Below are 26,500 nucleotides of genomic sequence, written 5' to 3' on the forward strand. Positions count from 1 at the left end.
CTTGACCAGCATTCTTCTGTGTTCCCGCATGCCCACGCAGCTCCTGCGTCACGCGGCGCACACTCAGCATCACCCCATCGAATCCATCTGTCCACATCGGAGTTCCTACTACATGACTGCCAGCACGGTCGCCAAGACCGCCCCTCAGATCGCCATCAACGACATCGGCTCTGAGGAAGACCTTCTCGCCGCCATCGACGCGACGATCAAGCACTTCAACGACGGAGACATCGTCGAAGGCCGCATCGTCAAGGTCGACCGCGATGAGGTTCTGCTCGACATCGGCTACAAGACCGAGGGTGTCATCCCCTCGCGCGAGCTCTCCATCAAGCACGACATCGACCCCAACGAGGTCGTCAAGGTCGGCGACGAGGTCGAAGCCCTCGTTCTCCAGAAGGAGGACAAGGAAGGCCGCCTCATCCTGTCCAAGAAGCGGGCTCAGTACGAGCGCGCCTGGGGCACGATCGAGAAGGTCAAGGAGGAGGACGGCGTCGTCACCGGCACCGTCATCGAGGTCGTCAAGGGTGGTCTCATCCTCGACATCGGCCTGCGTGGCTTCCTCCCCGCCTCCCTCGTCGAGATGCGTCGCGTCCGCGACCTCCAGCCGTACGTCGGCAAGGAGATCGAGGCCAAGATCATCGAGCTCGACAAGAACCGCAACAACGTGGTCCTGTCGCGCCGCGCGTGGCTCGAGCAGACGCAGTCCGAGGTGCGCACGACGTTCCTCAAGGAGCTCCAGAAGGGCCAGGTCCGTTCGGGCGTCGTGTCCTCCATCGTCAACTTCGGTGCGTTCGTGGACCTCGGCGGCGTCGACGGTCTCGTCCACGTCTCGGAGCTGTCCTGGAAGCACATCGACCACCCGTCCGAGGTCGTCGAGGTCGGCGACGAGGTCACCGTCGAGGTGCTCGACGTCGACATGGACCGCGAGCGTGTCTCCCTGTCGCTGAAGGCGACGCAGGAGGACCCGTGGCAGCACTTCGCCCGCACGCACGCCATCGGCCAGGTCGTCCCCGGCAAGGTCACCAAGCTCGTCCCGTTCGGTGCGTTCGTGCGCGTCGAGGACGGCATCGAGGGCCTCGTCCACATCTCCGAGCTGGCCGAGCGCCACGTGGAGCTGCCGGAGCAGGTCGTCACCGTCGGCGCCGACATCTTCGTCAAGGTCATCGACATCGACCTCGAGCGTCGTCGCATCTCGCTCTCGCTCAAGCAGGCCAACGAGGACGGCGCGGGCCAGGTCGAGTTCGACCCGACCCTCTACGGCATGGCCGCCGAGTACGACGAGCAGGGCAACTACAAGTACCCCGAGGGCTTCGACTCCGAGACCAACGAGTGGCTCGAGGGCTACGAGAAGCAGCGTGAGGTCTGGGAGAAGCAGTACGCCGAGGCTCACTCCCGCTGGGAGGCCCACCGCACGCAGGTCGAGGAGGCCGCCAAGGCCGACGCCGAGGCCGCTGCCGGTGGCGACACCGCCACGTCCTACAGCAGCGACTCCGCCTCCTCCTCGTCCGACTCGGACGACGAGGGCACGGGCTCGCGTCCGGCCGCTCCGCCGGCCAACGAGGGCACCCTCGCCTCCGACGAGGCCCTCGCCGCGCTGCGCGAGAAGCTCACCGGAAACTGAGCCGACCGGCATACGCCTCGTATGCCGTGACGCACGACCGAAGGCCCGGTCCCCTCGCGGGGGCCGGGCCTTCGGCCTGTCCGGGGCCGGGCGGGGTGAGACACTTCCGCGACGCCGGCAACCTTTCGGTCGCTCACGGCGTAGGAACGAGTGTCAGCAGGGGGACGAACGTCATGGGGGAGAGCGTCATGAGAGCAGCGCGCGGAGGTGTCCGCAGGCCGGTGGTCCGGGCCATGGCCGGGGTCGTGGTCGCGGCGGTTGCCTCGGTCTCGTCGGGGTGCACGGCGAGTCCCGCAGACGGACCCACGGTGGAGGAGTCAGTGAGCTCCGCTGCCGTGCCGGGCGCACCCGAGCTCGGACCGTCGTCGGGCTCCAGCAGCGCACCGGCGGGATCGACAGCGGCACCGACGGGCTCGGTGCGCCCCACGCCGAGCACGACCACGACGGCCGCGAAGCCGACCCCGCAGCGGGCGGTGAGGCTGCTGCACGAGGGTGCCCCGCCCGAGCCCGGGATCGAGGAGAACACGCCGTGGACCCCGGCGGCCGTCAAGGTGACCGTGTGCTGGCAGGACGTGCCGCTCACGGGAGCCAGGGAGCAGCGAGCAGTGTCGGCGCTGGTCGACATGGAGCGCTGGAGCGAGGGGCTCGTCGTCTTCGGGACGGCGGACCAGGCCGTGCGCTTCATGCAGGTGGCGCGGATCTCGGTCTCGGAGTGCTCCGCCGGCGACGGTTCGCCGTGGCAGGGACGGATGCAGGAGCTGCGCGGCGTGTGGGGTGACGGCGTGGCGATCTCCTACGGCTCCTCGACGTCACCCTCGAGCACGGGTCCGCCCCTGGGCGAGACGACGCTCGTGCTGGCCCGGGTCGGGCGCGCCGTGACCTACGCCGTGCGCGGGAGCCACGGCATCCTCGGGCCGACGGTGAGCGCGCAGGGGGTTGCCGAGCTGCGCCCCGCTCTCGACCACGTCGCACCCCAGCTGTGCCGCTACACGCGAGCCGGCTGCTGACGGGGTCCGCAGCGCTGCACGGTCGTGCCAGAGTGGGTCGCATGGCACGCACCATCGCGACGAACGACCGGGTCGACCTCGACGAGCTGCTGGACTTCGTCCGCCCCCGGCACCACATGGTTCTCATGACGACCCGACGCGACGGCCGCCCCCAGGCGTCGCCGGTCACGGGCGGGGTCGACGAGCAGGGGCGCATCGTCATCTCGACCTACCCCGAGCGCGCCAAGACCACGAACGCGCGGCGCGAGCCGCACGTGAGCGTCATGGTGCTCTCGGACGACTTCGGTGGCGCCTGGGTCCAGGTCGACGGGGACTGTGAGGTCATCGACATGCCGGAGGCGGCCGACGCCCTCGTCGACTACTACCGCTGCATCTCCGGGGAGCACCCGGACTGGGACGAGTACCGCCAGGCGATGCGCGAGCAGGACAAGTCGCTGCTCCGCATCACGCCGACGCGGTGGGGTCCGGTCGCGACCGGTGGCTTCCCCGCCCGTCTCGCCTAGCAGCGCTCAGCCGCGGCCCGGCCGCCGGTGAGGTCGGTGACGAGCGTTGCCAGGGTGGGGTGCTCGACGTCCGACGCCGTGGCCCAGTAGGCCGGCCGACCGTAGGACGTGCGCGGGTCCTCGTCCACGAGCCCGTCCTCGCACCCGACGTAGCGGCCACCGCCGAGCCGCACCATGAACGCCCCGGCAGCGACGTCCCACGAGTTCGTGTGCAGGTCGAACGTCGCATCGGCCCGACCGGTCGCCACGTGCGCGAGCCCGAGGGCGCCGCTGCCGAGCGTGCGCACCGACCCGTAGGCCCGCACGAGCCGACCGCTGGCGCTGAGGGCCTCGTCGCCGAAGACCTCGAGGTCGAGCATGCGCGGGAAGGTCCCGAGCACCAAGCCGTCGATCTCGCGCTCGACCCGTCGGGGCACGGCCGGTGCGCCGTTGACGGTCACCCCGGTGAGATCAGCGGCATACACCTCCCCGAGGGCGGGAGCGGCGACGACACCGGCGACGACCTCGCCGTCGACGGCGGCCGCGATCGACACGCACCAGAAGGCGAGCCCGTGGCTGAAGTTGACCGTCCCGTCGATGGGGTCGACGTGCCAGGTGACCCGGCCGGTACCCGTGCGACCTCCCTCCTCGCCGACGACGACGCTGTCGGGCTCGGCGGCGAGCAGCTCCTCGCGCAGGATCCGCTCGGACTCGAGGTCGTGCTCGGTGACGAGGTCGTGCGGTCCGCCCTTGTGCTCCACCGCCATGGGTCGCCGGAAGACGGGGAGCAGGTATGCCGTGCTTCTCGCGGCCGCCCGTTCGGCCACCTCGCGCAGCCGCACGGACTCCTCGACGGGGACGGCCGGGTGCGTCACCGCGGCTCGTCGCCCACGGGCATGAGCCACGCGCGACCCTCCTCGAACCCGACGTCGAGGAAGTCACCCGGAGCGAAGGTCTCGTGCGCGTGCGGGTCGGCGACCGAGACCACGAGGTTGCCGGCCTCGGTCTCGATGTCGTACTCGATCGACTCGCCGTAGAACATCGACGACAGCACACGCCCGACCGAGCCAGCCACGGCACTGTCGTCGGTGGGGGAGAGGCGCACCGACTCGGGCCGGACGAGCAGCGTCACGGGGGCGTCGACCGCGACGTGCGGGTGGCTCGGGACGGTCCACTGCCGCCCGAGCACGCTCACCCGGGCTGACCCGTCCTCGATGCCGTGGACGTCGACGTCGAGGAAGTTGGCGCGGCCGATGAAGTCGGCGACGAAGACCGACAGCGGGTGGCGGTAGATCTCCTCGGGGGTGTCGACCTGCTCGATGACTCCGACGTTCATGACGACGATCCGGTCCGACATCGTCATCGCCTCGTCCTGGTCGTGAGTGACGAAGACCGTGGTGATGCCCAGACGCCGCTGGAGCCGGCGGATCTCACCGCGCATCTGCACGCGGAGCTTGGCGTCGAGGTTGGACAGGGGCTCGTCGAAGAGCAGGACCTTGGGACGCATGACGAGCGCCCGGGCGAGCGCGACCCGCTGCTGCTGACCGCCGGACATCTGGTGGGGAGCCCGGTCGCGGTAGGGGCCGAGGTTCATCGAGGTGAGTGCGGTCTCGACCTCCTCGGCAACGCGGGCTGCGGGCAGCTTCTTGAGCTTGAGCCCGTAGGCGACGTTGTCGAAGACGCTGAGGTGCGGGAAGAGGGCGTACGACTGGAAGACCATCGCCATCGGCCGCTTGTTCGGTGCGACCTTGTTGAGGAGGTCGTCGTCCAGGCGGATCTCACCGGCGGTCGGTGTCTCGAACCCGGCGATCATGCGCAGGGTCGTCGTCTTGCCGCAGCCCGACGGGCCGAGCAGGGTGATGAACTCACCGGGCTCGATGTCGAGGTCGACGTCGCGCACGGCCGGGGTGGCCGAGGCGTCGTCGCCGTAGACCTTGCGCAGGCTGCGGAGCGTCACGCGTCCCGGGGTCGCCGTCGCGAGGCTGTCGCGGGCGCTCTGGACGGAGTCGGTCCTGCCGGTCCGGTCGGGGTCGCCCTCGACCGGGTGGGCGGGGTCGTTCTGGTGGGTCCGGTCGGTCTGCTGGGTCATGACACTCTCCGAGGGGGACGTCATCGGCGGTGGATGCCGCGGATCGAGGGGTGGAGCATCGCGAGGTTGAGCAGCCCGATGAAGCTCAACACGATGACGATGAGGATGGCGCAGTAGGCGAAGGCGTTGCCGAACCGGCCGGCGTCGACCTCGGCGAGGATCTGGCTCGTCATGATCTTGGTCTGCGGCGTCGTGATGAAGACGATCGGCGACAGGGTCGTCATCGAGCGGGCGAACGCGTAGGTGAGCCCCGAGAGGAGCGCCGGCCGGATGAGCGGCAGCGTGATCTTGCGGAACGTCGTGAAGCTGCTGGCACCCAGGCTCGTCGACGCCTCGTCGATGGCCGGGTTGATCTGCTGGAGCGCGGCGATGCCGGCCCGCTGGCCAGAGGGGAGGGAACGCGCGACGAAGACCATGACGATCGCCATCGCGCCACCGAGGATCGCCGAGCCACCGGCCACGGCGGGGAACCACTGCCGACCGCCGAGGATGGTCGGGGTGTTGAAGGCGATGGCGTAGCCGATGCCGATGACCGTGCCCGGCACCGACAGCCCGAGCATGCCGACGAAGTCCATGAGGCCGGAGGTGCGCTTGAGCTTGCTCACGACGAGCCAGGCGATGAGCATGCCGAGGAGCCCGGCGATGGGAGTGGCCACGAGGGCGAGCAGGGTCGTTGTGAACATCGCGTCCGAGCCGATCCCCGCGAGGACGAACCGGTAGTGCGACAGGGTGAAGTCGTTGTTGACCCCGAAGATCTTGACGAACCCGCCGAAGATGACCGTCGCGTACATGAGGACGACGAGACCGGCGACGAGGCACGCGGCCGTGAGGATCGGGATGCGCAGCGCGGGAGCGGTGATGAGCTCAGGGGAGCCCGCGGGCTTGCCGGTCACCGTGACGACGTTCTTGCGGCTCACCCAGTAGCGCTGGACGAGGAAGACGCTCAGCGCCGGGAGGAGCAGGACGAGCGAGTATGCCGCGCCGCCGGCGACGTTGTACTCACCCGTCACGGCCAGGTAGGCGCGCGAGGCGAGCACGGTGTAGTCGCCGCCGAGCACGAGCGGGTTGGCGAGGTCGGCGATCGACTCGACGAAGAGCAGGAGGAACGAGCCGGCGATGCCCGGGACGAGCATCGGCAGCGTGACCGACGTGAAGATCTTGAGCTTGCTCGCACCGAGGTTGGACGCGGCCTCGTCGAGGCTCGGGTCGAGGCTCTCGAGCATCCCCTTGAGGTTCATGTAGGACACGGGGAAGAACGACAGGGTGAGGACGAAGACGAGTCCCTTGAGGCCGTAGATGTCGATCTCGAGCCCGAGGAGCTTGTTGCTCACGATCCCATTGCGACCGAACATCGTGATGGCCGCGGTCGCGACCGCGAAGGGCGGCGACACGATGGGCATGAGCGAGATGAGGTGCAGCAGCTTCTTGCCACGGAACTTCAGTCGCACCTGCGCGTAGGCCATGACGAACCCGACGGCGGTCCCGAGCAGCGCGACGATGATGCCCAGCTGGACGGTGTTCCACAGGATGCGCCGGTTGACCGGGTTGGTCAGCATCGAGCTGACGATCTCCCAGCCCTCGGGGGACAGCGCCACGGTGAGGATCCGCAGCAGCGGGAGCCCGACGATGACGAAGAGCAGGAGCGAGACGACCGTGACCAGCGCGATGAGCGTGAGGTCCCGGCCGGAGCCGCGGCGCGGTCGGGGCGAGGGGGTGCTCGCCCCGACCGGGTCGGCGGCTGCAGGCAGCAGGGTTGCCGTCATGGAGGCGCCGTCACTCCTTGGGGGCGGGCGCGACCTCGGCGTCGAACCGTGCGGTCAGCGCCTTCTTCTTCTCGCCGGCGGCGAGCGAGTCGTAGTCGACGAGCTTGATCTCGTCGAGCTTGACCATGTCCTCGGTGATCTTGGCGTCGGGGTTGGTGGGGATCTGGAAGCTGCCGACGGTGGGCCCGATGTCCTGGTGCTCGGGGGTGAGGGTCCAGTCGATGAACTTCTTCGCGTTCTCGGCGTTGGGTCCGCCCTTGACCATCGACACGGCACCGATCTCGTAGCCGGTGCCCTCGCTCGGGAAGGTGCTCTCGAGCATGTCGAAGCCCTCCTTCTGGTACTTCACGCAGTCGTGGCTGAAGATCACGCCGACGGCGACCTCGCCGCGTCCGGCCATCTGGCCCGGGGCGGAGCCGCTCTTGGAGTACTGCAGGACGTTCTGGTGGAGCTTGCCGAGGTAGTCGAATGTCTTGGCCTCGTCCATGCCGTTGAGCACCATCTGCGTCCACACGGCCGTGTAGGACGTGCCCGACGTCGACGGGTGGGCGATGGCGACCTGCTTCTTGAGCTTGGGGTCGAGCAGGTCGGCCCACGACTCCGGTGCACTGGCGCCGGTCTTGGCGAGCTGGTCCTTGTTGGAGCAGAACCCGAGCACACCGACGTAGGTGCCGGTCCACTTGCCGTCCGCGTCCTTGTACTGGGCGGGGATCTTCTCGGCGTTCGGACTCTTGTAGGCCTCGATGAGGCCGGCGTTGAACGCTGCCACGTGGCCGTCCGACGGGCCGCCGTAGAGGACGTCGAACTCGGGCTTGGACTTCGCGGCGTCGAGTCGGGCGACGCCTTCACCCGAGCTCATCCGCACGAACGAGGTCTTGATGCCGGAGGCCTTGGTGAAGGCCGCCGCCATGGCCTGGCACTGCTCCTCCTGGGGGGTGCACGCGACGACGACCTCGCCGCTGCCCTGGCCGGACCCGGAGCCCGAGCCGGCCTGGGAGCCCGAGGGCTCCTCGACGGCGCAAGCCGCGAGGAGGGCCGTGAGCCCGAGGGGGACGGCGAGGAGGAACGCGGACGAACGGGTACGGGACATGGCGGTTGACTCCTTTGTCAATGACCGACCGTGGGTGCTTACGGCCTGCTGGGGGCCGACCCTAGGCCGAGCCGAGTGGGTCGACGGTCACGACACGGGCGGCGAACGGTCACCGTCCTGTGACCGAACGACTCGTCAGTGGGCCTCGTCGCCGGCCCCGTTCGTCGCCGGGCCGTCCGGTCCGTCCGTCGCCGGCACGGAGTAGCGGTAGCCCACCCCGCGCACGCTCGCGATGCAGCCGCGCGCTGCGGGGTCGACCGACTCGAGCTTGAGGCGGAGGCGGTAGACGGCTGTCTTGAGCAGCTCGCGCCCGCCGAGGAGCTGGGCCTCGCCCCAGCCGAGCAGCAGCAGCTGCCGGAAGGGCAGGTCCTCGTCCGGATGGGTCACGAGGGCCGCGAGGAGGCGGTACTCGTGGGGGGTGAGGTCCACCCGTTTCCCGCGGACGTATGCCGTCGCGGCCCGCAGGTCGAGCGACACCGGTCCCGACTGGGCCAGGGCGCCGTCGCGCACGGGGGAGCGGCGCACGAGGCCGGCCGCGCGCAGGGCGAGCTCGCGCGGGTGGAACGGCTTGGTGACGTAGTCGGACGCACCCGCCTCTAGCCCGGCGATCCGTTGCGACGTCTCGCCGAGCGCCGTGAGGAGGATGACCGGCACCGGGCGGGTGGAGGTGATCCGCCGGCACAGCTCGATGCCCGACATGCCGGGGAGCATGACGTCGAGGACGACGAGGTCGACCTGCTGCTCGGCGATGACCGCCCAGGCGGCCTCGGCCGTGCCGGCCGTCACGGTGTCGAAGTCCTGGGTCTCGAGGGCGAAGGTGATGATGTCGCGCATCGCGGGCTCGTCCTCGACGACGAGCGCCCTCCAGAGCGGTGCACTCATGAGGCGCCCTTGTCCTCGCCCGCGGGGAAGGCGACGAGCATCGTCGTCCCGTGCTGGGCGATCGTGTCGACGAGGATGCGGCCGCCGTGCAGCTCTGCGATGTGCGCCGAGATGTAGAGCCCGAGCCCGGTGCCCTCGCCGATGGGGGCGCTGCTCGAGAAGCGCTCGAAGAGCCTGGACCGCTCCTCCTCGCTCATCCCGCGGCCCTGGTCGCTGATCGTGAGGATGACGTTGCCATCGGCCGTGTGGCCGCGGACGACGACCTCGTTGCCGATCCCCTCGTCGTGCCTCAGTGCGTTGGCGACGAGGTTGCTCACGAGCTGGTGGATGAGCTGCGGGTCGAGATGGACGCGCGTGGGTGGCCCCGGCGCATCGAGGGCGATCGCGCGGTGCCGGTGCACCTGGCGCAGCTCCTGGACGACCGAGCGCAGGTAGGCCCGCAGCTCGACCTGGCGCAGGTGGACCTCGAAGAGCCCGGCCTCGATCCGGGCGTGGGCCAGCATGTCCTCGGCGAGCTCGATCACGTGGTCGGCGCTGCCGGAGATGGTGTCGACGAACTTCGCCTGGGTCCGCGTGAGCGGCCCCGGGGTCTCCTCCGCGAGAAGGTCGGCCGAGCCCTTGATCAGGGCGAGCGGGGTGCGGACCTCGTGGCTGAGGACGGACACCTGGTCGGCGCGACGCAGGGCGACACCCTGCAGCCGGGCGATCTCGTGACCGCTGCGCCGCAACGCCGCCCGGAGCCGCGCGACCCACCATGCAAGGGCTAGTGTCGCGAGCCCCGTGGTCACGAGACCCACCTGGAGGGCCGACGTCATGGTGCCGACCCTACGACGTGGCGGTCTGCGGCCCCTCCCACGTGCTCGACAGGACATCCGCCCGCTTCACGGGTGAGGGCACCCACCTGCCGCCGCGCGCGGGCAGGAGCTTGCGCATGGCCAGGGCCAGGGCGAACAGCGACGTCACCGCGACGATGACGTGCAGGGTCTGCAGACCGCTCGACCACACCGAGGTGACGCCACCGGCGGTGAGGCCGGCGCCCTGGGTGAGACGGGTGATGGGTGCAGCGGAGTACATGGAGTCCTTTCGGGGGACGTCGGTCGGTGGCAGGGGTGGACGTGGGGAGGGGCTCGGGGGTCAGGCGGGTACACGCCGCCGCGGGGGCGCGGTGTCGTGGCGCCACTCGCCCTCGGTACGGCGCAGGGAGGCGAGGACCGCGCGGACGAACGCGATCTGGAGCAGGACGTCGTAGAAGAGCTCGGGCACGAGGAGGACCGCCAGCACCCGTCCACGCCACCCGGCGTGCCAGGCGGTGACGACCCGCTCGAGGGCGAACAGCACGCCCACGCCGGCCCAAAACGGCTGGAACCCGATCCGGCCGAGGACGGCGTCGGCGATCATGACGGTGAGATAGAGCGCCATGGCCAGTGCGCCGATGGCGAGCATGACCTGCTGACGGACATAGCGGCGCGTCACCGGCGTCCAGCCGTAGGTGCGCAGGTTGTCGATGGCGCCTCGGTACCACCGCAGGCGCTGGTCCTGGAGCGCGCGCACGGTCGGCATGAGCTGGGTGCTCGTTCGGCAGGCAGCCGGTGAGCTGAGCGACCAGCCCAGCGAGCTGAGGGCCAGGGTGAGCTCCATGTCCTCGGTGAGTGCCGTGGCGTCGTAGACCTCGCCGGGCGTGCCCGGGAGTAGCGTGCCGCGAGCCCTGCCCACCTCGCGCAGCGCCCTCACCCGGATGACGGACGCGGTGCCGCTGAGCACCTGCACCCGGCGGGTGCGCTCGACCTCACGGGCGTAGCGGGCGTACTCGTTCGCCTGGGCCTGTTCGAGGAATCCCCGGGGATCGGTGCCGGTGAAGATGCCACCGACCGCGCCACGTTCCGGGTCCTCGGCGAGCGCCCGCACCGCCGCGTCGACGAACCCCCGCGCGATCTCGGTGTCGGCATCCATGACGAGCAGGACGTCGTCGTCGTCGAGGGTCGGGAGCAGCACCGAGAGACCCTGGTTGAGGGCGCCGGCCTTCCTCGCGGCGTTGTCGACCGTGACGTGGACCCCCACGCCGTTCGCGCGCGCGATGTCCGCGGTGTCGTCCGTGCAGTTGTCCGCCACGACGAGGATGCGGTCGGACTGCACCTGGCGGCGCACGGCTCCGAGGACGCCGGGCAGGATTGCTGCCTCGTCGTGCGCCGGGATGATCGCGAACACGCGGGCGACCGTCGCCGGAAGGGGGCTCGGTCCGTGCCCGGGAGCGTGGACGTGGGTCATCGGTGCGGTACCTCGGTGGGATGGTGGGGGAGCCCGGCACCGTCGGTGTCGGTGACGACGCGCGTCACCGAGGGCGGGAGCCGATGGTGTTGACGAGCCGCTGTTACCCATTGGTAGTTGAGATCTGCACGGGTTCTTCCCGACTTCGGCAAAACTGGCTCGCACTCGTCACGCCGCCGTCGTCGCCCGGGATCAGGGCGCCATAGTCCTTTCGGGCCAGTTCTCGATGCAGGCGGCGCGTCGACTGGTCCACACCCGCAGGCGGCCCGCCGAGTACGTTGAGCCCATGCTTCGCGTGGGTCTCACTGGCGGTATCGGGTCCGGCAAGTCGACGGTGGCCCGGGCGCTGGCCGACCTGGGTGCGGTCGTCGTGGACGCCGACGCCGTCGCGCGAGAGGTCGTCGAACCCGGTATGCCGGCCCTCGCCGCCATCCGTGAGCGGTTCGGCGACCCGGTGTTCGGCTCCGACGGCGCGCTCGACCGTGCCGCGCTCGGCCGGCTCGTCTTCACCGACCCCGAGGCCCTGGCCGACCTCGAGGCCATCACCCACCCTGCCATCTGGCGACGCACCGCCGACCTGTTGTCGCAGGCGCCCGCGGACGCGATCCTCGTCCACGACATGCCCCTCATCGTGGAGAAGGACATGGGCGCCGACTACCACCTCGTCGTCGTCGTCGGTGTCGAGGAGGACGAGCGGCGTGCCCGGCTCGTCAAGGACCGGGGGATGAGCGAGGAGGACGCGCGGTCGCGGATCGACGCGCAGGCCGACGACGACGCCCGCCGGGCCGTCGCCGACGTGTGGGTCGACAACAACGGCACGCCGGGCCAGCTCGACGTCGAGGTGCGACGCCTCTGGGCCGAGCGGCTCGAGCCCTACAACGAGAACCTGCTGCACGGCATACGGGTCCGTCGTCCCGATGCGCTGACGCTCAGCGAGCCGCGGGAGGAGTGGGCCGCCGAGGCGGCGAGACTCGTCGCGAGGATCGAACGGGCCCTCGGCGTGAGGGCCGCGACGGTCGAGCACATCGGGTCGACCTCGGTGCCGGGGCTGCCCGCCAAGGACGTCATCGACATCCAGGTGGGCGTGGCCTCACTCGCCGACGCCGATGCCGCCGACTTCGTGGAGACGTTGGCGCGCACCGGTTTTCCGCGGGTGGACGACATCACGCACGACAATGCCAAAGACGGCGAGGAGTGGCCGAAACGGTTCCACGGCAGCGCCGACCCCGGCCGGGTCGCCCACGTGCACGTGCGGGAGGTCGGCAGCCCCGGCTACGAGTGGGCGCTGGCGTTCCGCGACTGGCTCCGGTCGGACGAGTCGGCCCGCGACGAGTACGCCGCGCTCAAGATGGAGCTGCTCGGCAAGGGCCTCACACCGTCGGACTACGCGGCGGCCAAGGAGCCGTGGTTCGACTCCGTGCACGAGCGGGTCCTGGCCCACGCGGCTCACTCGCCGGGGTAGCGGACCCCCACCTGGGCGCGGACCTCGTCGAGGACCTCCATGATCCGCAGCGTCTCGGCAGCGGGCAGGAGCGGGCTCTCGGTCCGGCCCGCGTCGATGAGGCGCGCCGCCTCGCAGACCTCGAAGTGCAGGCCGTGCTCGCGGCGCTCGGGCTCCCACGAGACGTCGGTCTCGGCGTCACGCGAGACGAAGCGGACCCGTGACGGGGCGTACCAGCGGTTGTTGGGGTCGTCCGGGTCACCGAGCTCGAGACGGCCGGCGGTGCCGTTGATGCTCGCCGTGGTGGGTGTCCGCGAGGTCATCGTCGCGTGGAGCAGACCCCGGCCGCCGCCGTTGCCGGTGACGAGGATGGTCTCCTCGGCGTCGACGCCGTCGTCGGTGAGCCGACCGGTCGCCGTCACCGTGTCGATGCCACCGAGCGCGAACGACGCGAACGACGTCGGGTAGATGCCGAGGTCGAGCAGCGCGCCACCGGCCAGCGCCGGGTCGGACAGCCGCTGCGGGCCGTTGGGGAACAGCGGCTGGCCGTGGTCGGCGAAGACGTTCTCGACATCGCCGAGCAGGCCCTGCTCGAGGCACTGGCGGACCACGTCGACACCGGGCAGGTAGCGGGTCCACATCGCCTCCATCGCGAGCACCCCCCTGTCGGCGGCGGTGTCGAGCACCTCGCGCGCCTCGGCGGCGTTTCGTGCGAAGGCCTTCTCGACGAGGACCGGCTTGCCCGCGCCCAGGGCGAGGAGGGCCTGGGCGTGGTGCTCGGAGTGCGGGGTCGCGATGTAGACCGCGTCGACGTCCGGGTCGGCGACGAGCTCCTCGTAGGACCCGTATGCCGTGTGCGCACCGAAGTCGTCCGCGAAGGTCTGCGCGCGGCCGAGGTCGCGGGAGGCGACGGCCTGGATGACCTGGTCGGTCTCGGCGCGCAGGGCGGTGGCCATCTCGCGGGCGATGTAGCCCGGGCCGAGGACGCCCCAGCGCAGCGCGGGGGCGGAACGGGGGTCGGGGGTGCGGGGTGTGGGGAGCGCGGTGAGGGTCACCGGCCCATCCTCCCACTGTCGGTGGCACGGCATACCGTGGAGGCATGCGTCCCACCACCGACCTCAAGCGCACGGTTGCGCCCTTCAAGGTCGTCTCCGAGTTCGAGCCCGCCGGTGACCAGCCGGCCGCGATCAAGGACCTCGCCGAGCGCGTCAACCGCGGCGAGCAGAACGTCGTGCTCCTCGGTGCCACCGGCACCGGCAAGTCGGCGACGACGGCGTGGCTCGTCGAGCAGGTGCAGCGCCCGACGCTCGTCATGGCGCCCAACAAGACGCTCGCCGCCCAGCTCGCCAACGAGTTCAGGGAGCTGCTCCCGGACAACGCGGTCGAGTACTTCGTGAGCTACTACGATTACTTCCAGCCCGAGGCCTACGTCCCGCAGACCGACACCTACATCGAGAAGGACTCCTCGATCAACGACGAGGTCGAGCGGCTGCGCCACTCGGCGACCAACTCGCTGCTCACCCGGCGCGACGTCATCGTCGTCGCGTCGGTGTCGTGCATCTACGGCCTCGGCACGCCGCAGGAGTACGTCGACAAGATGGTCCAGCTCCGGGTCGGTGACGAGCTCGACCGTGACGACCTGCTGCGCCGGTTCGTGCAGATGCAGTACTCCCGCAACGACCTCGCGTTCACCCGCGGCACCTTCCGGGTGCGCGGCGACACGGTCGAGATCATCCCCCAGTACGAAGAGCTCGCGGTGCGCATCGAGTTCTTCGGCGACGAGATCGACAAGATCTACACGCTGCACCCGCTCACCGGCGAGATCGTGCGCGAGGAGACCGAGATGTACGTCTTCCCGGCCTCGCACTACGTCGCCGGGCCCGACCGGATGGAGCGCGCGATCGCGGGCATCGAGCACGAGCTCGAGGAGCAGCTCAAGACGTTCGAGAGCCAGGGCAAGATGCTCGAGGCCCAGCGCCTGCGCATGCGCACGACCTACGACATCGAGATGATGCGCCAGGTGGGGTCGTGCTCGGGCATCGAGAACTACTCGATGCACCTCGACGGCCGCACCGCCGGCACTGCCCCCAACTGCCTCCTCGACTACTTCCCCGAGGACTTCCTCCTCGTGCTCGACGAGTCCCACGTCACCGTCCCGCAGATCGGCGCGATGTACGAAGGCGACGCGTCACGCAAGCGCACCCTCGTCGACCACGGCTTCCGGCTGCCGTCGGCGATGGACAACCGCCCGCTCAAGTGGGAGGAGTTCCTCGAGCGCATCGGGCAGACCGTCTACCTGTCCGCGACGCCGGGCAACTACGAGCTCGCCCAGGCCGACGGTGTCGTCGAGCAGATCATCCGGCCCACCGGTCTCGTCGACCCCGAGATCGTGCTCAAGCCGACCAAGGGCCAGATCGACGATCTCCTGCACGAGATCAACGAGCGGGCAGCCAAGGACGAGCGTGTCCTCGTCACGACGTTGACCAAGAAGATGGCCGAGGACCTCACCGACTACCTCCTCGACAAGGGGGTGCGCGTCCGCTACCTCCACTCCGACATCGACACGCTGCGACGGGTCGAGCTGCTGCGCGAGCTCCGGCTGGGCGAGTTCGACGTCCTCGTCGGCATCAACCTGCTCCGCGAGGGTCTCGACCTGCCCGAGGTCTCGCTCGTGTCGATCCTCGACGCCGACAAGGAGGGCTTCCTCCGGTCGGCGCGCTCGCTCATCCAGACGATCGGTCGCGCGGCGCGCAACGTCTCGGGCCAGGTCCACATGTACGCCGACAAGGTCACGCCGTCGATGGCCGAGGCCGTCGACGAGACGTCCCGTCGCCGCGAGAAGCAGATCGCCTACAACACCGAGCGCGGCCTCGACCCGCAGCCGCTGCGCAAGAAGATCGCGGACATCACCGACATGCTCGAGCGCGAGGACGCCGACACCGAGGCGCTCCTCGGGTCCGGCCGGTCGCGGTCGCGTGGCAAGGCCGACGGCGGGCGCGGTGGCCGGGGTGCCCTGGCGGCCGACGCCGTCACGGTCGGCACCGACCGGCTCGCCGGGATGGCCGCGGGCGACCTCGCCAACCTCATCCAGGAGCTCACGACGCAGATGCACCAGGCGGCTGCCGACCTGCACTTCGAGCTCGCGGCGCGGCTGCGTGACGAGCTGGGTGACCTCAAGAAGGAGCTCCGCCAGATGAGCGAGGCCACCAAGTGAGCCGTCGGGCCCCGGAGGGCTCCTCGGGCCGCTCGTGGGTGGGCAACGCAGCGTGACTCCCGAGGAGCTGTCCGTCTACGCGCTGGGCAAGCCCGGCGCGTGGGCGGACCAGCCGTGGGAGGGCGACGACGTGGCCAAGGTCGGCGACAAGATCTTTGCGTTCCTCGGTGGCGGGGGAGTCGGGGTCAAGCTCGGGACCCGCGCCGAGGCCGACGAGTGGCTCGCCGAGTTCCCGCAGGACGCGTCGGTCATGCCCTACATCGGACGCCACGGCTGGAACACCCTGGTCGTCGGCGGGGCGATCCCGGACGACGCGATCCGCGAGGCGGTCGACACGTCCTACGACCTCGTCGTCGCCAAGCTCCCGCGCAGTCAGCGTCCGCCGAGCTCCTCGAGCAGCTCGAGCTGACGCGACCACGCCGGTGAGTCCGGGTCGATGACGACGAAGTGGTCGCCGTCCACGAGCTCGACCGCAGCATCCGCACCGGCGGAGGTGGCTGCCGCGACGTAGTCGCTCGACTGGCTCGGGGGGACGATGTCGTCGACCCGCCCGTGGACGCACCGGACGGGTACGTCGAGGGGCAGCTGCTGCTGCGGGTCCCAGGCCTCGTCGGCGGCCGTGGCCCGGTGACCGAGCAGCCGTTCGACCGCGCCCGAGCCGAGGTCGTCCTGCGAGGCCTGCACGAGGTCGAGCACGCCGGCCTGCGACAGCGCGCCGGTGACCCGGACCGTCGCACCGCTCCACGCGGCATACCGTTGCCGTCCGGCGGCCCAGACCGCGAGGTGACCACCGGCCGAGTGCCCCAGCGTGAGCAGCGTCGTGGTGTCGACTCCCTCGAGGCCGGCCAGGCGCTCGATCGCCGCGTGCACGTCGTCGAACGTGGCGGGGGCGCCACCGCCGGCGTCGACCCGGCGGTACTCGATGTTCCAGGCCGTCCACCCGCGTTCGGCGAGGGAGCGGGCGAGAGGGCGGCCGAGCTCGAGGTCGTACTCCGCCTTCCAGAAGCCGCCGTGGATGACGACGACGACGCCCCTGCTCTCGCCCTCGGGCCGGGTGAGCTCGGCGAACTGCGACGGGTCGTCCCCGTAGGTGACGCGCATGGTCGTGAGCTCCTTGGTGCCGGGGTCGGGGCTGGTGGTGCACCCAGCGAGGGGGAGTGTTGCCGCGGCGAGGAGGAGCGAGCGGCGGGTGGGCACGACCGCAGCCTAGGCCGCCGTGCCCACCGTGCCCGCCGCCAGCATTATCGGGTCACCCGATCATGCTGGGCTCGACCCCGGTTGGCATCCGGGGTGGAGCGAGACAGAGTCGGGTCGAGCGCGGTGGGACCAGCGGAGGGCGGGCCCACTCCACGTGGACGACATCTTGCGATGCGCTCCGCGCGTGCAGCGGAGGGCGGGCCCACTCCGGTGGTCAAGATTCATCTCACGAGCGAAGCCGTGTCAGCGGAGGGCGGGCCCACTCCGGTGGTCAAGATTCATCTCACGAGCGAAGCCGTGAGAGAATCTGGACCAGCGGAGGGGAGTATCCCCAGCGCGGACTCCTCGTCATCACGGCCGTTCGACAGGCCCGGGGATCCGGTCCAGCCCCACGGGCGGGAGAGACCTCCGGGACACGTACCCGACCCTCGGAAGGTTCCGCACTTGCACACCCTCAGCACACTCGCGGCTGCGACGCCGTCGATGAACGTCGCCACCTGGCAGTGGTTCCTCACCATCGGTGTGGCCGCTGCCGTCCTCCTCTTCGACGTCATCATGATCGCGCGCAACCCGCACCGCCCGTCGACGAAGGAGCTCGTCGGCGCGCTGTCGTTCTACATCGGCGCCGCGGTGCTCTTCGGCATCTGGGTGTGGGTCAGCCACGGGAGCCAGCTCGCCGGTGAGTTCTACGCCGGCTGGCTGACGGAGTACTCGCTCTCGGTCGACAACCTCTTCATCTTCCTGCTCATCATGGCGAAGTTCGCCGTGCCCGAGAAGTTCCAGCAGACCGCCCTCATGTGGGGCATCATCATCGCGATCGTCCTGCGCGGCATCTTCATCTGGCTCGGGGCCGCGGCGATCAACAACTTCTCGTGGGTCTTCTACATCTTCGGCGCCTTCCTCATCTACACCGCGGTCAAGCTCGCGACCGAGGGTGAGAGTGACGACGAGGAGTACGAGGAGAACCGGTTCATGAAGTGGGTGGAGAACACCCTGCCGTCGACCAAGGAGTGGAGCAGCAAGCTCTTCACCAAGGAGAACGCCAAGCGGGTCGTCACGCCGCTCTTCATCGTCGTCCTCGCGCTGGGCACGACCGACCTCCTCTTCGCGCTCGACTCGATCCCGGCGATCTACGGCCTCACCAAGGAGCCCTACCTCGTCCTCACCGCGAACCTCTTCGCGCTCATGGGTCTGCGGCAGCTCTACTTCCTGCTCGGTGGCCTGCTCCAGAAGCTCGTCTACCTCAGCCTGGGCCTGTCGGTCCTGCTCGCGTTCATCGGCGTCAAGCTCATCCTGCACGCCCTGCACGAGAACGAGCTGCCGTTCATCAACGGTGGCGAGCACTTCGACGTCCCGGAGATCCCGATCGCCGTCTCGCTCGGCGCCATCGTCGTCATCCTCGGTGTCACCACGGTCGCCAGCCTCTGGAAGACCAAGCGCGACGCCAAGCAGGAGATCAACGCCTGACCCGCGCGACGGCATACGCCGTGTGAAGGCCGCTAGGACCCCGTCGACTCGGCGGGGTCCTTGCGTGCTCCCAGGCCGAGGACGATCGCGGACGCGAGGACGACGAGCGCCATCCCGAGGAGCTGGGTGCCGTGGAGGACCTGCCCGAGCACGAGCAGTCCCGCGAGGGCCGCCACGGCCGGCTCGAGACTGAGCAGGATCCCGAACACCTTGGCCGTGAGCCGGCGCAGCGCGACGAGCTCGAGCGAGTAGGGCAGGACCGACGACAGCACCGCGATGCCGAGACCCCGCGCCAGCGTGCTGGCATCCCAGTCGGGCACCGACGCGATCCCGAAGGGCAGCGTCACGACCGTGGCAACGATCATGGCCAGCGCCAGGCCCTCGAGCTTGTCGAACTCGGCCCCCGTGCGGCCGCTGAAGATGATGTATGCCGCCCAAAACGCTCCCGCTGTCGCCGCGAGTCCGAGCCCGGTCCAGTCGAGCTCGGCGAACGGGACGGACAACGCCTCCGAGATGAGCAGCACGCCGGCCGCGGCCGCGAGCACGGCGGCGAGGTCGAGGAGGCGGCGTGAGAGGACGGCGGCGAGCAGCAGGGGACCGAGGAACTCGATCGTCACGGCGACACCGATCGGCAGGTGGGCGAGCGAGCCGTAGAACGTGAAGTTCATCAACCCGAGTGCCAGGCCGAAGCCGACGACCGTCAGCCAGGCCCGGCGAGAGTGCCCGCGGAAGCGGGGGCGCGCGATGGCAACGAGGATGACGGTCGCGAACAGCAGTCGCATGACGACGGATCCGCCGGCGCCGATCTCGGGGACGAGGGTGGCGGCCAGCGCCCCGCCGAACTGGACGGAGACGACCCCGGCGAGGACGAGCAGGGGTGCGGGGACCGAGCTGACGCGCGACACCCCGTCAGGCTAGGACCGGCGGCGGACCGGCTTCGTCGGCGCCATCTCGTGAGACGGCTGCGGGCACTGTCGCGAGCAGGGTCCTGACCCGGACGTGGCGCTCGAGGAAGGCGCGCTCGTCGTAGCGCTTGCGGCGGAGCCAGCCGGTGACCTCGTCGTTGCACTTGCTCGCGTTGCACGGTCCGCAGGCGGGGGCGATGTTGTCGAGGGTGTAGCGCCCGCCGCGGGAGATCGGCAGGACGCAGTCACGCTGGAGCGGCCGGTCGGTGGCGCCGCAGTAGGCGCAGCCACCCCACGCCGACTTCAGCGCCTCCCACTGCTCGTCGCTGAGGTCGTGCTCGACCGCGTCCATCCGGCGCTTGCGGCGCCGGGCCGCCACGGCTCTCCGACTCCGCTTGACCGCCACGACGCCACTGTAGGTCGGGGCCTACCAGCCGCGTTCGCGCCACTCCGCGAGGTGCGGGCGCTCGACGCCGAGGGTGGTGTCGCCGCCGTGCCCGGGATAGACCCAGGTCTCGTCGGCGTAGACGTCGAACACGCGGGTCGTGACGTCCTCGATGAGGCTGTCGAAGCTCTGGCCCTCGTTCTTCGTGTTGCCGATACCGCCGGGGAAGAGCGAGTCGCCCGTGAAGAGGTGGGTCGGTCCGGCGGGGTCGTCGTAGGCGAGGGCGACCGAACCGGGGGTGTGGCCGCGCAGGTGCACGACGTCGAGACGGACCTCGCCCACCGTGACCGTGTCGCCGTGCCGGAGCCTCACGTCGGGACGCACGGGCAGGGCGTCCGCGTCGTCGGCGCCCGCGTAGGTGCGGGGGTGGAAGGCGTCGACGAGCTCGACCAGCGCCCGCACGTGGTCCCAGTGCTGGTGCGTCGTCACCAGGTGGTCGAGGCTGCCGCTGCCCTCGCGCACGAGGGCGGTGAGGCGGGCAGCATCGTCTGCGGCGTCGACGAGCAGCTGCTCGCCCGTCGCGCGGCAGGTGAGCAGGTAGGCGTTGTTCGACATCTCGGACACCGCGATCTTGCGGATGACGAGCCGCTCGAGCTCGCGGGTCTGCGTCGCGCCGCCGGGGGAGACGTCTCCGTCGTATGCCGTCATGTCACAGTCCCGTCGTCAGCTCGGGCAGCGTGTCGGCTCGCACGCCGCTGGGGTCCTGGCGGGCCAGCCACCGCAGGATGCCACCGCGCGAACCGGTGACGGGGGCGTCGTCGCCGCCGTCACCGAGGGTCCAGACGTCGCCCTCGTCGCTGCGCAGGGTGAGGGACGGTGCACCGGGCACGCCCTGCTGTCGCTTGATCTCGTTGTCGATGAAGAGCACCTGGAGGTCGCCGGCGAGGTCGTCGAAGCCGAAGTCGAGGTCGAGGTCGACGTGGTGGTAGACGACCTCGCGCAGCCGCATGAACGGCAACATCCCGCCCTTGAACGTCGGCCCGCCGGGCGTGCGCTCGAGCACGAGGTCGCGGTGCTGAGGGCCGAGACGGCGCAGGTCCTCGGCGAGCGGCACCGCGGTGTCCTCGACCTCACCGACGACCACGTCGGCGGGGCGCCCGACGCCGTCGTCGATGTCGGAGTCGCGGCGCTCGGGCGAGGCGTACATGGTCTCGCCGGTGCTGTCCACGGCCGAGCGGACGAGCCGGCACAGCGCCTCGGCGTTGCGGGCGAGGTGGTTGAGCACGTGGTCGCGGGTCCAGCCCTCGCAGAGGCTGGGGGCGGCGAGGTCGTCGCAGGCGCGGGCCTCCGAGACGAGCCGGGCGGTGTGCGTGTCGATGGCGGCGAGGAGGTCGGTCACGGTCGTCAGGCTACGCGCGACCGCCACAGGGTGGTGGACCCTCGCGCGTCATCCATCACGACCCACAGCTCGTCCCCGAGGGCGGCGACCGACGTGGGGGTCCCCGCGGGCCCCTGGGCGGTGGTCCAGGACGCGCCGTCGTGGCGGAGCACGGTCGAGCCCGAGGCCGTCGGAGCGACGACGACGTCGCTCCCACCCAGGGTCACGGGAGAGAGGACCGAGCCGTTCTCGTGGATCTCGACACTCGGTATGCCGTCCACCTCACCTTGGGTGCCTGCCTCCACCTTCCAGACCGAGAGGCGGCCATCGGTGACCCCGGTGAGCAGGCAGCGGGCGCCGGTGCAGCGAGCGCCCTGGACCTCGGCGGTGCCGCTGTTCCCGGTGCGCGGGAGACCCACCCGCGTCCACGGCCCGCTCGGTCCGGGTGCGGACCAGACCACCGGCGCGACCTCGACGGACCCGGGTGCGAGGTGCGTGACCGACCCGCCCAGGAGCAGCCCTTCCCCGCGGGTGGTGACGACCCGGGCGTCGGCGAGCTCCTGCGGGGTGCTCGCGAGGGGCGTCCCGGTCGACGGCACCCGGGCCCACCGGTCGCCGGTGCGGTTCCAGGTCGCGACGTCCATGCCGGTCCGCTCGCTCTGCCAGGCGCCGAGGACGACGGGTGAGCGGCCGGCATACGCGATCCCCGCGAGGTCTCCGGCGCCGTAGCTGCCGAACACGCCGAACGGTTGCTCCTGCTCCTCGACGCCCGCGGCGGTCCCGGTCCACGTCGTCCACCGGTAGTTGCCGTGCGCGCCGCCCCGGGCGCCGGCGACGGCGTCGATCCGGTCGCCGTCGGTGGCGAGCTGGAGCCAGCGCCCCTCGAAGGCGTAGGGCGACCTCGGGGTCAGTGGGACCTCGCGGAGGGATGTCGCACCGGGTCCGGCGAGCAGGTGGGGGTGGGGACGCCCGGGGCCGTAGGCGCCCACGACGACTCCCGCGGGCGACGTCACCAGCGTGACGGGTTCGAGCCCTCCGGGCAGGTCCACCCGGATCCAGTCGAGGGTGGCCGCCGACGTGGTGGGGGTGCGTGGTGAGGTGGTCGGTGCCGACGTGCATGCTCCGAGCAGCGCGACGGCTCCGACAGCCACCCCGACGAGCCCGGCACGCACGCTCACGTCCGTCACTCTAGTTCTCGACGGGCGACCGCGGACCGGCTCGGAATGGGGGCTGTCGGTGCGGACACCTAGCATGGAGGACGTGACTTCTGCTGTGACCTCTTCCTCCTCCCGCCGCTCCGGGAGCGCCACCCACGACCACCTCGTGGTGCGTGGCGCGCGCGAGCACAACCTCAAGGACATCTCCGTCGAGCTGCCACGCGACTCGCTCGTCGTCTTCACGGGGCTGTCGGGGTCCGGCAAGTCGTCGCTGGCGTTCGACACGATCTTCGCCGAGGGCCAGCGCCGCTACGTCGAGTCGCTGTCCGCCTACGCCCGCCAGTTCCTCGGGCAGATGGACAAGCCCGACGTCGACTTCATCGAGGGCCTTTCGCCGGCGGTGTCGATCGACCAGAAGTCGACCAACCGCAACCCGCGCTCGACGGTCGGCACGATCACCGAGGTCTACGACTACCTCCGTCTGCTCTTCGCCCGTGCGGGCCGCCCGCACTGCCCGACGTGTGGCGAGCCGATCACCCGGCAAAGCCCGCAGCAGATCGTCGACCGCCTCCTCGAGCTGCCCGAGCGCACCCGCTTCCAGGTGCTCGCGCCGGTCGTGCGCGCCCGCAAGGGCGAGTACGTCGACCTCTTCGCCGAGCTCCAGTCCAAGGGATTCGCGCGCGCCCGGGTCGACGGCGAGGTCATCTCCCTCACCGAGCCGCCCAAGCTCGAGAAGCAGATCAAGCACAGCATCGACGTCGTCGTCGACCGCCTCGTGTCCAAGGGCGGCGACGCCTCGTCCAAGCGTCGCCTCACCGACTCCGTCGAGACCGCCCTCGGGCTCGCCGGGGGAGTCGTCGTCATCGAGTTCGTCGACATCACCACCGACGACGACCCGAGCGGCCTGCCGCGCGAGCGCCGGTTCTCCGAGCGGATGGCCTGCCCCAACGACCACCCGCTCACCATGGACGAGGTCGAGCCGCGCTCGTTCTCGTTCAACTCGCCGTTCGGCGCCTGCCCCGTCTGCACCGGCATCGGCACCGAGCTCGAGGTCGACGCCGACCTCATCGTTCCCAACGACGAGCTGAGCCTCGCCGAGGGCGTCATCGCGCCGTGGGCGTCCGGCAGCGGTGCGTCCGAGTACTTCCAGCGGGTGCTCGGCGCCTTGGCGACCGAGCTGAAGTTCAGCGTCGACGTCCCGTGGCGGGCCCTGCCGGAGCGGGCGCGCGAGGCGCTCCTCAACGGCCGCAACCACAAGGTCCACGTCAAGTACCGCAACCGCTTCGGTCGCGAGCGCTCCTACACGACCGGGTTCGAGGGGGCGATCCCGTTCGTCAAGCGCCGGCACGCCGAGACCGACTCGGACTGGAGCCGGGAGCGCTACGAGGGCTACATGCGCGAGGTGCCGTGCCCGTCGTGCCGCGGCAGTCGCCTCAAGCCCGAGTCCCTGGCGGTCCTCATCGGTGGTCGCAGCATCGCCGACGTCTGCGCCCTGCCGATCTCGGACTCCGCGACGTTCCTCGAGCAGGTCGACTTCACGGTCCGTGAGCGCCAGATCGCCGAGCGGGTCATCAAGGAGATCAACGCCCGCCTCGGCTTCCTGCTCGACGTCGGCCTCGACTACCTCAGCCTCGACCGACCGGCCGGTACCCTCTCCGGCGGCGAGGCCCAGCGCATCCGGCTCGCGACCCAGATCGGCTCCGGCCTCGTCGGCGTCCTCTACGTCCTCGACGAGCCGAGCATCGGCCTGCACCAGCGCGACAACCACCGGCTCATCGAGACCCTCACCCGCCTGCGCGACCTCGGCAACACCCTCATCGTCGTCGAGCACGACGAGGACACCATCGCCACGGCCGACTGGGTCGTCGACATCGGCCCCGGCGCCGGTGAGCACGGTGGTGAGGTCGTCCACAGCGGCACCGTCGCCGACCTGCTCACCCATGAGACCTCGCTCACGGGCAAATACCTGTCGGGCCGCGAGGAGATCCCGCTCCCGGCGATGCGCCGCCCGCAGGACCCCGGCCGTGAGGTCACCGTCGTCGGTGCCCGCGAGCACAACCTCCACGACGTGAGCGCGAGCTTCCCGCTCGGCAACCTCGTCGCCGTCACCGGCGTCTCGGGGTCCGGCAAGTCGACCCTCGTCAACGACATCCTCTACAACGTCCTCGCCAACAAGCTCAACGGCGCCCGCCACGTCCCGGGCCGCCACCGCACCGTCACCGGTCTCGAGCACCTCGACAAGGTCGTCCACGTCGACCAGGGCCCGATCGGCCGCACCCCGCGGTCCAACCCGGCGACCTACACCGGCGTGTTCGACGCGATCCGCAAGCTCTTCGCGACGACGACCGAGGCCAAGATCCGTGGCTACCAGCCCGGTCGGTTCTCGTTCAACGTCAAGGGCGGTCGCTGCGACGCCTGCTCCGGCGACGGCACGATCAAGATCGAGATGAACTTCCTGCCCGACGTCTACGTCCCGTGCGAGGTGTGCCACGGCGCGCGCTACAACCGCGAGACGCTCGAGGTCCACTTCAAGGGCAAGACGATCGCCGACGTGCTCGACATGCCGATCGAGGAGGCCGCCGACTTCTTCGCGGCGGTGCCCGGCATCGCGCGGCACATGACGACCCTCAACGAGGTCGGCCTCGGCTACGTCCGCCTCGGCCAGCCCGCGCCGACGCTCTCCGGCGGCGAGGCCCAGCGCGTCAAGCTCGCGACCGAGCTGCAGAAGCGTTCGACCGGCCGGACCATCTACGTCCTCGACGAGCCGACGACCGGTCTGCACTTCGAGGACATCCGCAAGCTCCTCGGAGTCCTCCAGGGTCTCGTCGACAAGGGCAACAGCGTTCTCGTCATCGAGCACAACCTCGACGTCATCAAGAGCGCCGACTGGATCGTCGACCTCGGCCCCGAGGGTGGCAACAAGGGCGGCACGGTCGTGGCCACCGGCACCCCCGAGGAGGTCGCGGCCAACCCCGACAGCCACACCGGTCGCTTCCTCGCCCCGGTCCTCGCCAAGACGTCGCGCACTCCGACCCGCGCCACGGCGTCGGCCAAGGGTGCGTCATCGGCCAACTCCGCCTCGGGCAGGGCCGCCGCCACGAAGTCCTCGACGACGAAGGCCTCCGGCAAGACAGCTGCCAAGAAGTCGGCGGCCACGAAGTCGGTGGCCAAGAAGTCGGCGGCGACGAAGGCCACGGCGAAGAAGGCGGTGGTCAAGAAGACCGCCGCCGCCAGGACCGCCGCACCCGCCACGACGACGGCGCGCACCACCGGCACGAAGCGGACGCCGCGCAAGAGCGCCTAGCGCGCAGGATGGCATACCCCCGTCGTCCTGCACACCACGAAGGCCCCGCACCGAGAACGGTGCGGGGCCTTCGTGTGGGTGGGACCCGGGCTCAGGCCCACGCACGGGGCCCACGCTCTGCGTGGGCGCGTGGGACCTGACGCCTAGTCCTCGCCGAGGTAGGCCTTGCGGACCTCGTCGCTCTCGAGCAGCTCGGCACCCGTGCCGGAGAGCACGATCTTGCCGACCTCGAGGACGTAGCCCTTGCTCGCCCGCTTGAGGGCCGCCTGGGCGTTCTGCTCGACGAGCAAGATTGTCGTGCCCTGCTCCTGGAGCGTGGTCACGGTCGACATGACGGTCTTCATCATGAGCGGCGACAGACCCATCGACGGCTCGTCGAGCATGAGGAGCTTGGGGCGGCTCATCATCGCCCGACCCATGGCGAGCATCTGCTGCTCACCACCGGAGAAGGTGCCTGCGGCCTGTGACCGGCGTTCGCCGAGGATCGGGAACAGGTCGTAGGCCGCCTGGAGGTCCTTCTTGATGTCACCGTCGCGGCGGGCGAACGCACCGAGCAGGAGGTTCTGCTCGACCGAGAGCCGGGGGAAGATCCGTCGGCCCTCGGGGGAGTGCGCCAGGCCGAGCGTGACGATGTCGTGCGCCGGCGTCTCGTCGATGCGCTTGCCCTGGAAGCGGATCGAGCCGCTCGCAGGACGGAGCAGGCCGGAGATCGTGCGCAGGGTCGTCGTCTTGCCCGCACCGTTGGTGCCGATGAGGGTGACGACCTGTCCCTCGTCGACGGTGAAGCTGATGCCCTTGACGGCCTTGATCTTGCCGTAGGCGACGACGAGGTCCTTGACCTCGAGCATGGGGC

General features: G+C 70.4%; 25 protein-coding genes. 8 read left to right on the forward strand and 17 right to left on the reverse strand.

Annotated elements, in window-relative coordinates:
• Window positions 1-112 precede the first annotated feature (112 nt).
• The gene (gene rpsA / locus ACSQ11_RS13855) at window positions 113-1,621 is read left to right on the forward strand and encodes a 30S ribosomal protein S1 (RefSeq protein WP_436006339.1); all 1,509 of its coding nucleotides are present in this window, start codon (window positions 113-115) and stop codon (window positions 1,619-1,621) included.
• A 133-nt stretch (window positions 1,622-1,754) separates the two neighbouring features.
• On the opposite strand, the gene ACSQ11_RS13860 is transcribed toward rpsA, so the two are convergent.
• Window positions 1,755-2,048 (reverse strand): hypothetical protein, encoded by a 294-nt coding sequence (locus ACSQ11_RS13860; protein WP_436006341.1) that lies wholly within the window; start codon window positions 2,046-2,048, stop codon window positions 1,755-1,757.
• On the opposite strand from ACSQ11_RS13860, the gene ACSQ11_RS13865 reads away from it, so the two are divergent.
• Window positions 2,038-2,628: a hypothetical protein gene (locus ACSQ11_RS13865; RefSeq protein WP_436006343.1), complete on the forward strand. Its 591-nt coding sequence runs from the start codon at window positions 2,038-2,040 to the stop codon at window positions 2,626-2,628. The genes ACSQ11_RS13860 and ACSQ11_RS13865 overlap by 11 nt on opposite strands.
• 41 nt (window positions 2,629-2,669) lie before the next feature.
• Window positions 2,670-3,131 (forward strand): PPOX class F420-dependent oxidoreductase, encoded by a 462-nt coding sequence (locus tag ACSQ11_RS13870; RefSeq protein ID WP_436006345.1) that lies wholly within the window; start codon window positions 2,670-2,672, stop codon window positions 3,129-3,131.
• On the opposite strand, the gene ACSQ11_RS13875 is transcribed toward ACSQ11_RS13870, so the two are convergent.
• The 8 genes from ACSQ11_RS13875 to ACSQ11_RS13910 form a co-directional block, all read right to left on the reverse strand.
• A complete protein-coding gene (locus ACSQ11_RS13875) occupies window positions 3,128-4,015 on the reverse strand; it encodes an inositol monophosphatase family protein (RefSeq protein WP_436006347.1) in 888 nt (295 codons plus the stop codon). The two genes, ACSQ11_RS13870 and ACSQ11_RS13875, sit on opposite strands and share 4 nt — an antisense overlap.
• Window positions 3,982-5,199, reverse strand: coding sequence for an ABC transporter ATP-binding protein (locus tag ACSQ11_RS13880; RefSeq protein ID WP_436006349.1), 1,218 nt, complete (start codon window positions 5,197-5,199; stop codon window positions 3,982-3,984). The genes ACSQ11_RS13875 and ACSQ11_RS13880 overlap by 34 nt, the downstream gene beginning before the upstream one ends.
• A 20-nt stretch (window positions 5,200-5,219) precedes the next feature.
• Window positions 5,220-6,962 (reverse strand): ABC transporter permease, encoded by a 1,743-nt coding sequence (locus ACSQ11_RS13885; protein ID WP_436006351.1) that lies wholly within the window; start codon window positions 6,960-6,962, stop codon window positions 5,220-5,222.
• Between the two features lie 10 nt (window positions 6,963-6,972).
• Window positions 6,973-8,052 (reverse strand): ABC transporter substrate-binding protein, encoded by a 1,080-nt coding sequence (locus ACSQ11_RS13890; protein WP_436006353.1) that lies wholly within the window; start codon window positions 8,050-8,052, stop codon window positions 6,973-6,975.
• A gap of 135 nt (window positions 8,053-8,187) precedes the next feature.
• Window positions 8,188-8,934, reverse strand: a complete 747-nt coding sequence (locus tag ACSQ11_RS13895; protein WP_436006355.1) for a response regulator transcription factor — start codon at window positions 8,932-8,934, stop codon at window positions 8,188-8,190.
• A complete protein-coding gene (locus ACSQ11_RS13900; RefSeq protein WP_436006357.1) occupies window positions 8,931-9,749 on the reverse strand; it encodes a sensor histidine kinase in 819 nt (272 codons plus the stop codon). The genes ACSQ11_RS13895 and ACSQ11_RS13900 overlap by 4 nt, the downstream gene beginning before the upstream one ends.
• A 10-nt stretch (window positions 9,750-9,759) precedes the next feature.
• On the reverse strand, window positions 9,760-10,008 hold the full coding sequence (locus tag ACSQ11_RS13905; RefSeq protein WP_436006359.1) for a hypothetical protein: 249 nt from the start codon (window positions 10,006-10,008) through the stop codon (window positions 9,760-9,762).
• 60 nt (window positions 10,009-10,068) lie between these two features.
• Complete coding sequence (locus ACSQ11_RS13910; protein WP_436006361.1) at window positions 10,069-11,199, reverse strand: glycosyltransferase family 2 protein; 1,131 nt, start codon at window positions 11,197-11,199, stop codon at window positions 10,069-10,071.
• Window positions 11,200-11,485: 286 nt separating this feature from the next.
• Between ACSQ11_RS13910 and coaE the strand changes: the two genes are divergently transcribed.
• Window positions 11,486-12,661 carry a dephospho-CoA kinase gene (coaE, locus tag ACSQ11_RS13915; protein WP_436006363.1) on the forward strand — a complete coding sequence of 392 codons (1,176 nt, stop codon included), beginning with the start codon at window positions 11,486-11,488 and terminating at the stop codon, window positions 12,659-12,661.
• Here coaE and ACSQ11_RS13920 read toward each other — a convergent pair.
• A complete protein-coding gene (locus ACSQ11_RS13920) occupies window positions 12,646-13,728 on the reverse strand; it encodes a Gfo/Idh/MocA family protein (RefSeq protein WP_436006365.1) in 1,083 nt (360 codons plus the stop codon). The two genes, coaE and ACSQ11_RS13920, sit on opposite strands and share 16 nt — an antisense overlap.
• 11 nt (window positions 13,729-13,739) lie before the next feature.
• On the opposite strand from ACSQ11_RS13920, the gene uvrB reads away from it, so the two are divergent.
• Both uvrB and ACSQ11_RS13930 read left to right on the forward strand, forming a co-directional pair.
• A complete protein-coding gene (gene uvrB, locus ACSQ11_RS13925) occupies window positions 13,740-15,854 on the forward strand; it encodes an excinuclease ABC subunit UvrB (protein ID WP_436006367.1) in 2,115 nt (704 codons plus the stop codon).
• A 52-nt stretch (window positions 15,855-15,906) separates the two neighbouring features.
• Window positions 15,907-16,263 carry an MmcQ/YjbR family DNA-binding protein gene (locus ACSQ11_RS13930; protein WP_436006369.1) on the forward strand — a complete coding sequence of 119 codons (357 nt, stop codon included), beginning with the start codon at window positions 15,907-15,909 and terminating at the stop codon, window positions 16,261-16,263.
• Here ACSQ11_RS13930 and ACSQ11_RS13935 read toward each other — a convergent pair.
• The gene (locus tag ACSQ11_RS13935) at window positions 16,227-17,051 is read right to left on the reverse strand and encodes an alpha/beta hydrolase family protein (protein ID WP_436006371.1); all 825 of its coding nucleotides are present in this window, start codon (window positions 17,049-17,051) and stop codon (window positions 16,227-16,229) included. The genes ACSQ11_RS13930 and ACSQ11_RS13935 overlap by 37 nt on opposite strands.
• Before the next feature lie 483 nt (window positions 17,052-17,534).
• Here ACSQ11_RS13935 and ACSQ11_RS13940 point away from each other — a divergent pair, with 483 nt between their 5' ends.
• Entirely contained in the window at window positions 17,535-18,518 is a 984-nt protein-coding gene (locus ACSQ11_RS13940) for a TerC family protein (RefSeq protein ID WP_436006796.1), read from the forward strand.
• A gap of 32 nt (window positions 18,519-18,550) precedes the next feature.
• On the opposite strand, the gene ACSQ11_RS13945 is transcribed toward ACSQ11_RS13940, so the two are convergent.
• The 5 genes from ACSQ11_RS13945 to ACSQ11_RS13965 are packed head-to-tail and all read right to left on the reverse strand — an operon-like array spanning window position 18,551 to window position 22,364.
• The gene (locus ACSQ11_RS13945) at window positions 18,551-19,423 is read right to left on the reverse strand and encodes an EamA family transporter (RefSeq protein WP_436006373.1); all 873 of its coding nucleotides are present in this window, start codon (window positions 19,421-19,423) and stop codon (window positions 18,551-18,553) included.
• 4 nt (window positions 19,424-19,427) lie between these two features.
• Window positions 19,428-19,829 carry an HNH endonuclease gene (locus tag ACSQ11_RS13950; RefSeq protein WP_436006375.1) on the reverse strand — a complete coding sequence of 134 codons (402 nt, stop codon included), beginning with the start codon at window positions 19,827-19,829 and terminating at the stop codon, window positions 19,428-19,430.
• Between the two features lie 21 nt (window positions 19,830-19,850).
• Window positions 19,851-20,516, reverse strand: a complete 666-nt coding sequence (locus ACSQ11_RS13955; protein WP_436006377.1) for an MBL fold metallo-hydrolase — start codon at window positions 20,514-20,516, stop codon at window positions 19,851-19,853.
• A 1-nt stretch (window position 20,517) separates the two neighbouring features.
• A complete protein-coding gene (locus tag ACSQ11_RS13960) occupies window positions 20,518-21,207 on the reverse strand; it encodes a maleylpyruvate isomerase family mycothiol-dependent enzyme (RefSeq protein ID WP_436006379.1) in 690 nt (229 codons plus the stop codon).
• A gap of 5 nt (window positions 21,208-21,212) precedes the next feature.
• A complete protein-coding gene (locus ACSQ11_RS13965) occupies window positions 21,213-22,364 on the reverse strand; it encodes a hypothetical protein (RefSeq protein WP_436006381.1) in 1,152 nt (383 codons plus the stop codon).
• A gap of 73 nt (window positions 22,365-22,437) precedes the next feature.
• On the opposite strand from ACSQ11_RS13965, the gene uvrA reads away from it, so the two are divergent.
• The gene (uvrA, locus tag ACSQ11_RS13970) at window positions 22,438-25,647 is read left to right on the forward strand and encodes an excinuclease ABC subunit UvrA (RefSeq protein ID WP_436006383.1); all 3,210 of its coding nucleotides are present in this window, start codon (window positions 22,438-22,440) and stop codon (window positions 25,645-25,647) included.
• Between the two features lie 143 nt (window positions 25,648-25,790).
• On the opposite strand, the gene ACSQ11_RS13975 is transcribed toward uvrA, so the two are convergent.
• A complete protein-coding gene (locus tag ACSQ11_RS13975) occupies window positions 25,791-26,495 on the reverse strand; it encodes an ABC transporter ATP-binding protein (protein ID WP_436006798.1) in 705 nt (234 codons plus the stop codon).
• Window positions 26,496-26,500 lie beyond the last annotated feature (5 nt).

This window comes from Knoellia sp. LjRoot47 (genome assembly GCF_964253435.1).
Lineage (GTDB): Bacteria > Actinomycetota > Actinomycetes > Actinomycetales > Dermatophilaceae > Knoellia.

Bases quoted from the DNA above. Each gene is read 5' to 3' on its own strand.
- ACSQ11_RS13940 (WP_436006796.1), top strand. From the start codon at position 17,535: ATGAACGTCGCCACCTGGCAGTGGTTCCTCACCATCGGTGTGGCCGCT.
- coaE (WP_436006363.1), top strand. From the start codon at position 11,486: ATGCTTCGCGTGGGTCTCACTGGCGGTATCGGGTCCGGCAAGTCGACG.
- ACSQ11_RS13895 (WP_436006355.1), bottom strand. From the start codon at position 8,934: ATGAGTGCACCGCTCTGGAGGGCGCTCGTCGTCGAGGACGAGCCCGCG.
- ACSQ11_RS13920 (WP_436006365.1), bottom strand. From the start codon at position 13,728: ATGCCGTGCCACCGACAGTGGGAGGATGGGCCGGTGACCCTCACCGCG.
- ACSQ11_RS13885 (WP_436006351.1), bottom strand. From the start codon at position 6,962: ATGACGGCAACCCTGCTGCCTGCAGCCGCCGACCCGGTCGGGGCGAGC.
- ACSQ11_RS13910 (WP_436006361.1), bottom strand. From the start codon at position 11,199: ATGACCCACGTCCACGCTCCCGGGCACGGACCGAGCCCCCTTCCGGCG.
- ACSQ11_RS13905 (WP_436006359.1), bottom strand. From the start codon at position 10,008: ATGTACTCCGCTGCACCCATCACCCGTCTCACCCAGGGCGCCGGCCTC.
- uvrB (WP_436006367.1), top strand. From the start codon at position 13,740: ATGCGTCCCACCACCGACCTCAAGCGCACGGTTGCGCCCTTCAAGGTC.
- ACSQ11_RS13890 (WP_436006353.1), bottom strand. From the start codon at position 8,052: ATGTCCCGTACCCGTTCGTCCGCGTTCCTCCTCGCCGTCCCCCTCGGG.
- ACSQ11_RS13955 (WP_436006377.1), bottom strand. From the start codon at position 20,516: ATGACGGCATACGACGGAGACGTCTCCCCCGGCGGCGCGACGCAGACC.
- ACSQ11_RS13880 (WP_436006349.1), bottom strand. From the start codon at position 5,199: ATGACCCAGCAGACCGACCGGACCCACCAGAACGACCCCGCCCACCCG.
- ACSQ11_RS13900 (WP_436006357.1), bottom strand. From the start codon at position 9,749: ATGACGTCGGCCCTCCAGGTGGGTCTCGTGACCACGGGGCTCGCGACA.
- ACSQ11_RS13870 (WP_436006345.1), top strand. From the start codon at position 2,670: ATGGCACGCACCATCGCGACGAACGACCGGGTCGACCTCGACGAGCTG.
- uvrA (WP_436006383.1), top strand. From the start codon at position 22,438: ATGGAGGACGTGACTTCTGCTGTGACCTCTTCCTCCTCCCGCCGCTCC.
- rpsA (WP_436006339.1), top strand. From the start codon at position 113: ATGACTGCCAGCACGGTCGCCAAGACCGCCCCTCAGATCGCCATCAAC.
- ACSQ11_RS13975 (WP_436006798.1), bottom strand. From the start codon at position 26,495: ATGCTCGAGGTCAAGGACCTCGTCGTCGCCTACGGCAAGATCAAGGCC.